The 4,933-nt window shown below is 61.2% G+C and carries 6 protein-coding genes; 4 read left to right on the top strand and 2 right to left on the bottom strand.

Going from position 1 to position 4,933, the window contains the following annotated elements; all coding sequences use genetic code 11:
* Positions 1-809 (bottom strand): RecQ family ATP-dependent DNA helicase (locus QZT71_RS11925; RefSeq protein ID WP_295916515.1); only part of this gene is annotated, 809 nt, incomplete at its 3' end.
* 73 nt (positions 810-882) lie between these two features.
* Here QZT71_RS11925 and QZT71_RS11920 point away from each other — a divergent pair.
* The 4 genes from QZT71_RS11920 (at position 883) to QZT71_RS11905 (ending at position 4,489) form a co-directional block, all read left to right on the top strand.
* Entirely contained in the window at positions 883-1,149 is a 267-nt protein-coding gene (locus tag QZT71_RS11920) for a PqqD family protein (RefSeq protein WP_295916513.1), read from the top strand.
* 88 nt (positions 1,150-1,237) lie between these two features.
* Positions 1,238-1,663: a hypothetical protein gene (locus tag QZT71_RS11915; protein WP_295916510.1), complete on the top strand. Its 426-nt coding sequence runs from the start codon at positions 1,238-1,240 to the stop codon at positions 1,661-1,663.
* A 64-nt stretch (positions 1,664-1,727) separates the two neighbouring features.
* The gene (locus QZT71_RS11910; RefSeq protein WP_295916508.1) at positions 1,728-4,052 is read left to right on the top strand and encodes a TonB-dependent receptor; all 2,325 of its coding nucleotides are present in this window, start codon (positions 1,728-1,730) and stop codon (positions 4,050-4,052) included.
* Between the two features lie 125 nt (positions 4,053-4,177).
* The gene (locus QZT71_RS11905) at positions 4,178-4,489 is read left to right on the top strand and encodes a heavy-metal-associated domain-containing protein (RefSeq protein WP_295916505.1); all 312 of its coding nucleotides are present in this window, start codon (positions 4,178-4,180) and stop codon (positions 4,487-4,489) included.
* Positions 4,490-4,632: 143 nt separating this feature from the next.
* Here QZT71_RS11905 and QZT71_RS11900 read toward each other — a convergent pair.
* Positions 4,633-4,933: hypothetical protein (locus tag QZT71_RS11900; RefSeq protein WP_295916502.1), on the bottom strand; the 301-nt coding region annotated here is incomplete at its 5' end.

Raw genomic sequence — 4,933 nt, 5'->3', positions numbered from 1 at the left:
GAGCGCTCGGCGTGCCCCATGCCGCCGTGGTAGGCCGCGGCCGTCACCCCCTCCTGCCGCAGCATGTCGGCGACCTGTTCGGTGCCCTCGCGCGTGCGGACATATACGATGCCCGTGCCGGGGACGTTGCGCACCAGGCGCAGCAGCTGGCCGTTCTTGTCGTCCGTGTGGCGGACGCTGTACGAGAGGTTGGGACGCGCGAAACTGCTGCGCAGGATATGCGGCTGGCCGAACCGCAGGTGGTGCATGATGTCCTCCGCCACGAGTTTCGTAGCCGAGGCCGTGAGCGCCAGCACCGGAACCCCGGGCAGTTTTTCGCGCAGTTCGGCGATGCGCAGGTACGAGGGGCGGAAATCGTAGCCCCACTGCGAGATGCAGTGGGCTTCGTCGACGGCCAGCAGCGATACGTTCATGCGCTGCACGCGCAGGCGGAACGCCTCCGTTGCGAGCCGCTCGGGGGCCACGTAGAGGAACTTCACGTCGCCATAGACGCAGTTGTCGAGTGCGATGTCGATAGCACGCGGCGAGAGCCCCGAGTGGATGGCCACGGCGGAGATGTGCCGTGCCCGCAGGCGGTCGACCTGGTCTTTCATCAGGGCGATCAGGGGCGTCACGACGATGCACAGCCCCTCCTGCGCCAGCCCGGGAACCTGGTAGGTCAGCGACTTGCCGCCGCCCGTCGGCATGAGGGCCAGCGTGTCGCGCCCCTCCATCACCGAGCGGATGATCTGCTCCTGCACGGGACGGAATTCCGTGAAGCCCCAGTGACGTTTCAGCAGGACGTAAATCTTCTCTGCGGAGTGTTCCATGAAGACAAAGGTAGGAAAAATTAGGTGTTTTCGGGAATTTTTCATACTTTTGCGACAAACCGAACGTTCGACAATGAAGATAAGCGAAAAATTCAAGGTACGCGAGATGGCCGGGGAACATGTGGTCATCATGCCCGGGCGCTGCGGTGCCGATATGACCCGTATTCTGGCGCTCAACGAATCGTCGCTTTACTTGTGGGAAAGCCTCCGCGGCCGCGATTTCACGACCGGGGATGCCGCGGCCCTGCTAACCGGGCGTTACGACGTGGACGGGGCCACCGCGCAGCGCGACGCCGAGGCGTGGGCCGCGAAGCTCGCCGAATGCGGCGTGCTGGAGTAGGGGGGCCTGCGGGCTTCCGTCCGGCGCCCGAAACACGCCTGCCGTGCGAACCCTGGTTTTACGCCGGTTGCGGATTTTGTTTGGAAACATGAAACTGAAAAGACTCATATCGCTTTTACTGTTCGCCGTCTACCTGTTTGCGGCGGGAGGCCCTGCGTATGTGTCCCTTTCGTGCAAGTGCGTCGCCCTGTCGGCGCACGCCCGGCACGTTTGCTGCCACCATTGCCAGCAGCATGACGACAGCGCCGATTCGGCCCGCGAGTCGGTGAAAGCCCCCTGCTGCGGCAACCACCATTCGACCGAAATCGAACTCTATACGGGTTCTTCTTCCGATAATAACGAGAGACTTACGCGCTGCGCAGTTACCGACCTGCCGCCCGCACTGGTTGCAGAGGCCCCGGCCCCGGCCGACCTCATGCTCTGCTGCGAGCAGGCCACCGAACGCGGCGCTCCTTTCAGCATGCGGGGCCACGTCCGCTCCGCAGGGCTTCGCGCCCCTCCCGTATTGGCTTAAAACCTCTTTGGGACGAATGCGTATGCATTCGCCCGCAAACAGTTTTAACCAATAACGGAACACCATGAAAATCAATAAAATTTTAGTTTTATCTGTTACGGCCCTTGCCGTGTGCGGCACCCTCCGCGCACAGGATTTGCGGGGCACAGTCCGCGACGCCGACAACCAGCCGCTGGTGGGCGCCTCGGTCTACTGGGAGGGCACTACGATCGGAGCGGGCACCGATGCCGACGGGGCATTCCTGCTCCACCGGGTGAAGGGTTACGACAAGCTCATCGCCTCCTACCTGGGATACGAGAACGACACGCTGCGCGTCGCAGGCGGTGTGGAGCGTATCGATTTCACGCTGAAGTCCGAGGGCGTGGCGTTGGAGGATGTCGTGGTCGAGGGTAACTTGAGCGGCAATTTCGTCAAGCGCGACGGCATCGTCAAGAACGAGATGATTTCGTTCGCGGGCCTTTGCAAGATGGCCTGCTGCAACCTGGCCGAGAGTTTCGAGAACTCGGCCTCGGTGACCGTGGGGTACAGCGACGCCATCTCGGGCGCCCGGCAAATCAAAATGCTCGGCCTGGCGGGTACCTACACCCAAATCCTCGACGAGAACCGTCCCATCATGCGCGGTTTGAGCGCTCCCTACGGGTTGAGCTATACGCCCGGCATGTGGCTCAACTCGATTCAGGTGTCGAAAGGCGTGGCGTCCGTAACGGCGGGCCACGAGGCCATCACGGGCCAGATCAACCTCGAGCACCGCAAGCCCACGGACGACGAGCGCCTGTTCGTGAACCTCTACCTCGACGACGAACTGCGTCCCGAGGCCAACATATCGACGGCGTTCCCCGTCACCAAAGACAAGAAACTTTCGAGCGTCATCCTGCTCCACGGCTCGATGGACACCGACGTCCGCAAGATGGATCACAACGACGACGGATTCCGCGACCTGCCGCTGTCCGACCAGATCAACATCGCCAACAAGTGGCTCTATGCCGCCGACAACGGCACGCAAATCCGCTGGGGCTGGAAGTTCGTGCAGGAGAACCGCCTGGGCGGCATGCTCGACTACAAGAATTCGATGCGCGATGAGATGCGCGAGAAGTGGGACGAGCCGGGAACGCTCTACGGTTCGAAAATCCGCAACCGCGGCGCCAACGGCTATTTCAAGATTGGTACGCCCCTCGGCCCGTCGGTGTACGACCCCGACGAGAAGGACGAGATGCGTTCGAACCTGGCGTTCGTGGCCGACTTCGACCACTTCAACGAGAACGCCTATTTCGGGCTGAACGATTACCGCGGCAACGAGAATGCGCTGGCGATGAACCTGATGTACAACCACTATTTCACCTACCGTTCGTCGCTCATTGTCGGTGCGCAGGCGCAGTTGCAGTACTACCGCGAGAGCCTGGCCAACAACACGCCGTGGATTGCCGCCTCCCCGGCGCGCCTCTACGATTTCGACCGTGACGAGCAGGAGGTGGGCGCCTATGCCGAATACACCTACGCCATCAAGGATAAATTCTCGGTTGTGGCAGGTGTCCGCGGCGATTACAACGCCTTCTACGACAAGTTCTTCGTGACGCCCCGCGGCCATATCCGCTGGAATATCACCCCTTCGACGACGTTGCGCGGCTCGGCGGGCCTGGGTTACCGCTCCACCAACGTCATTACCGACAATATCGGCATGCTGGCCACCGGCCGCGAAATCGTCATTCCCGACTTCGACGGCTTCAACCGCCTCGAAAAGGCCCTGACGGTGGGCGGCAGCCTGACGCAGACATTCGGCCTGATAAATGCCGACGACGCCACGTTGAGTTTCGACTATTTCCGCACGCAGTTCTACAACTCGGTGATTGCCGACCAGGAATACAATGCCGACCAGATTCTGCTTTACAGTTCCGACAAACGCTCCTATACGGATACCTACCAGATCGACTTCTCGTGGACGCCCGTAGAGCGGCTCGACATCTTCGCCACGTTCCGTTACACGAACAGCGAAATGACGATCGACCGTCCCGACGGTACGACCGCGCGTGTCGAGCGTCCGCTGGTGAGCCAGTACAAGACGCTGCTCAACATCCAGTACGCCACCAAGTTCCGCCGCTGGGTGTTCGATGCTACGGCGCAGCTGAACGGCCCCGCGCGCATCCCGACGCAGACGGGCAACCTGGCTGACGACAGGTATTCGCCGCGCTATCCCATGTTCTTTGCGCAGGTGAGCCGCAAGGTCGGCAAGTTCGACATCTATGCCGGCTGCGAGAATATCGCCGACTACCGCCAGCACGACCCGATTCTGAATGCGGACAAACCTTTCTCGACGGGCTTCAATTCGATGAACGTCTGGGGCCCCCTGATGGGGCGCAAATTCTATGTCGGGTTGCGGCTGAATATATATTAGGCATATTTTGTAACCGGCAAGAAGCTGCGCGGACTGTCCCTCCCGCCACCTTTTTCTTCGGGAAGGGTTTCGAAGGGCGGCGCCCGGCGGCAAACGGAATAGATAAACCTTAAAATAACACGAAGATGAAAAAGATTTTAATGCTTTGCCTGGCCCTGATGATGGGCGTCGGCATGTGTGCGGCGCAAAAGGCTGCCGACAAGAAGACGGTGACGACGGTTTTCACGACCGACATCGACTGCGAACACTGCGTCAAGAAAATCATGAACAACGTTCCGTCGCTCGGCAAGGGCGTCAAGGACGTGAAAGTCGACCTGCCGACCAAGGAGGTGACCGTGGTTTACGACAGCACGAAGAACAGCGACGAGAACATCGTCAAGGGCTTTGCCTCGATTAAGGTCAAGGCCGAGCCGAAAAAAGCCGGCGCGAAGAAATAACGCCGGCGGGTTTTGTTATCGGAAAGGGAGGACTGCGAAGTCCTCCCTTTTTTCGTGGCGCCGGGGCGGGTGGCAAAACCGACAGCCGGGCGCGGTGCTTGGGCATGCCTCCATGTGCCTCCGCATGCTCCCGCGCAGGGCCGTTAACGCCGCGGGGCACCCGTATGCGTGCGTTTGTGCCTGCGCCGCCGCAGGTAGAGGTCGAGCCCCGAGAAGCCCAGGAAATTCATTGCGACGAAAATATAAAGCCGGGGCAGGTGACCGCCGCTGTCCGGCGCAGGGGATTCCGGCAACGCGAAGTACTCCGACAGGCCGGGGAGTGCCGGCAGGTGGAAGTCGGGCAGGCGCACTCCGGCCCCCGGCTCGTACCAGAAATAGCAGGCCGTGCCGGCGACCAGCGCCAGGAGGCATACGATGCCCGCTGCGGCCAGCAGGCGCGTTTCG

Source organism: uncultured Alistipes sp. (assembly GCF_902388705.1).
Classification (GTDB): Bacteria; Bacteroidota; Bacteroidia; order Bacteroidales; family Rikenellaceae; genus Alistipes.
This window is presented reverse-complemented; position numbering and strand designations above follow the sequence as displayed.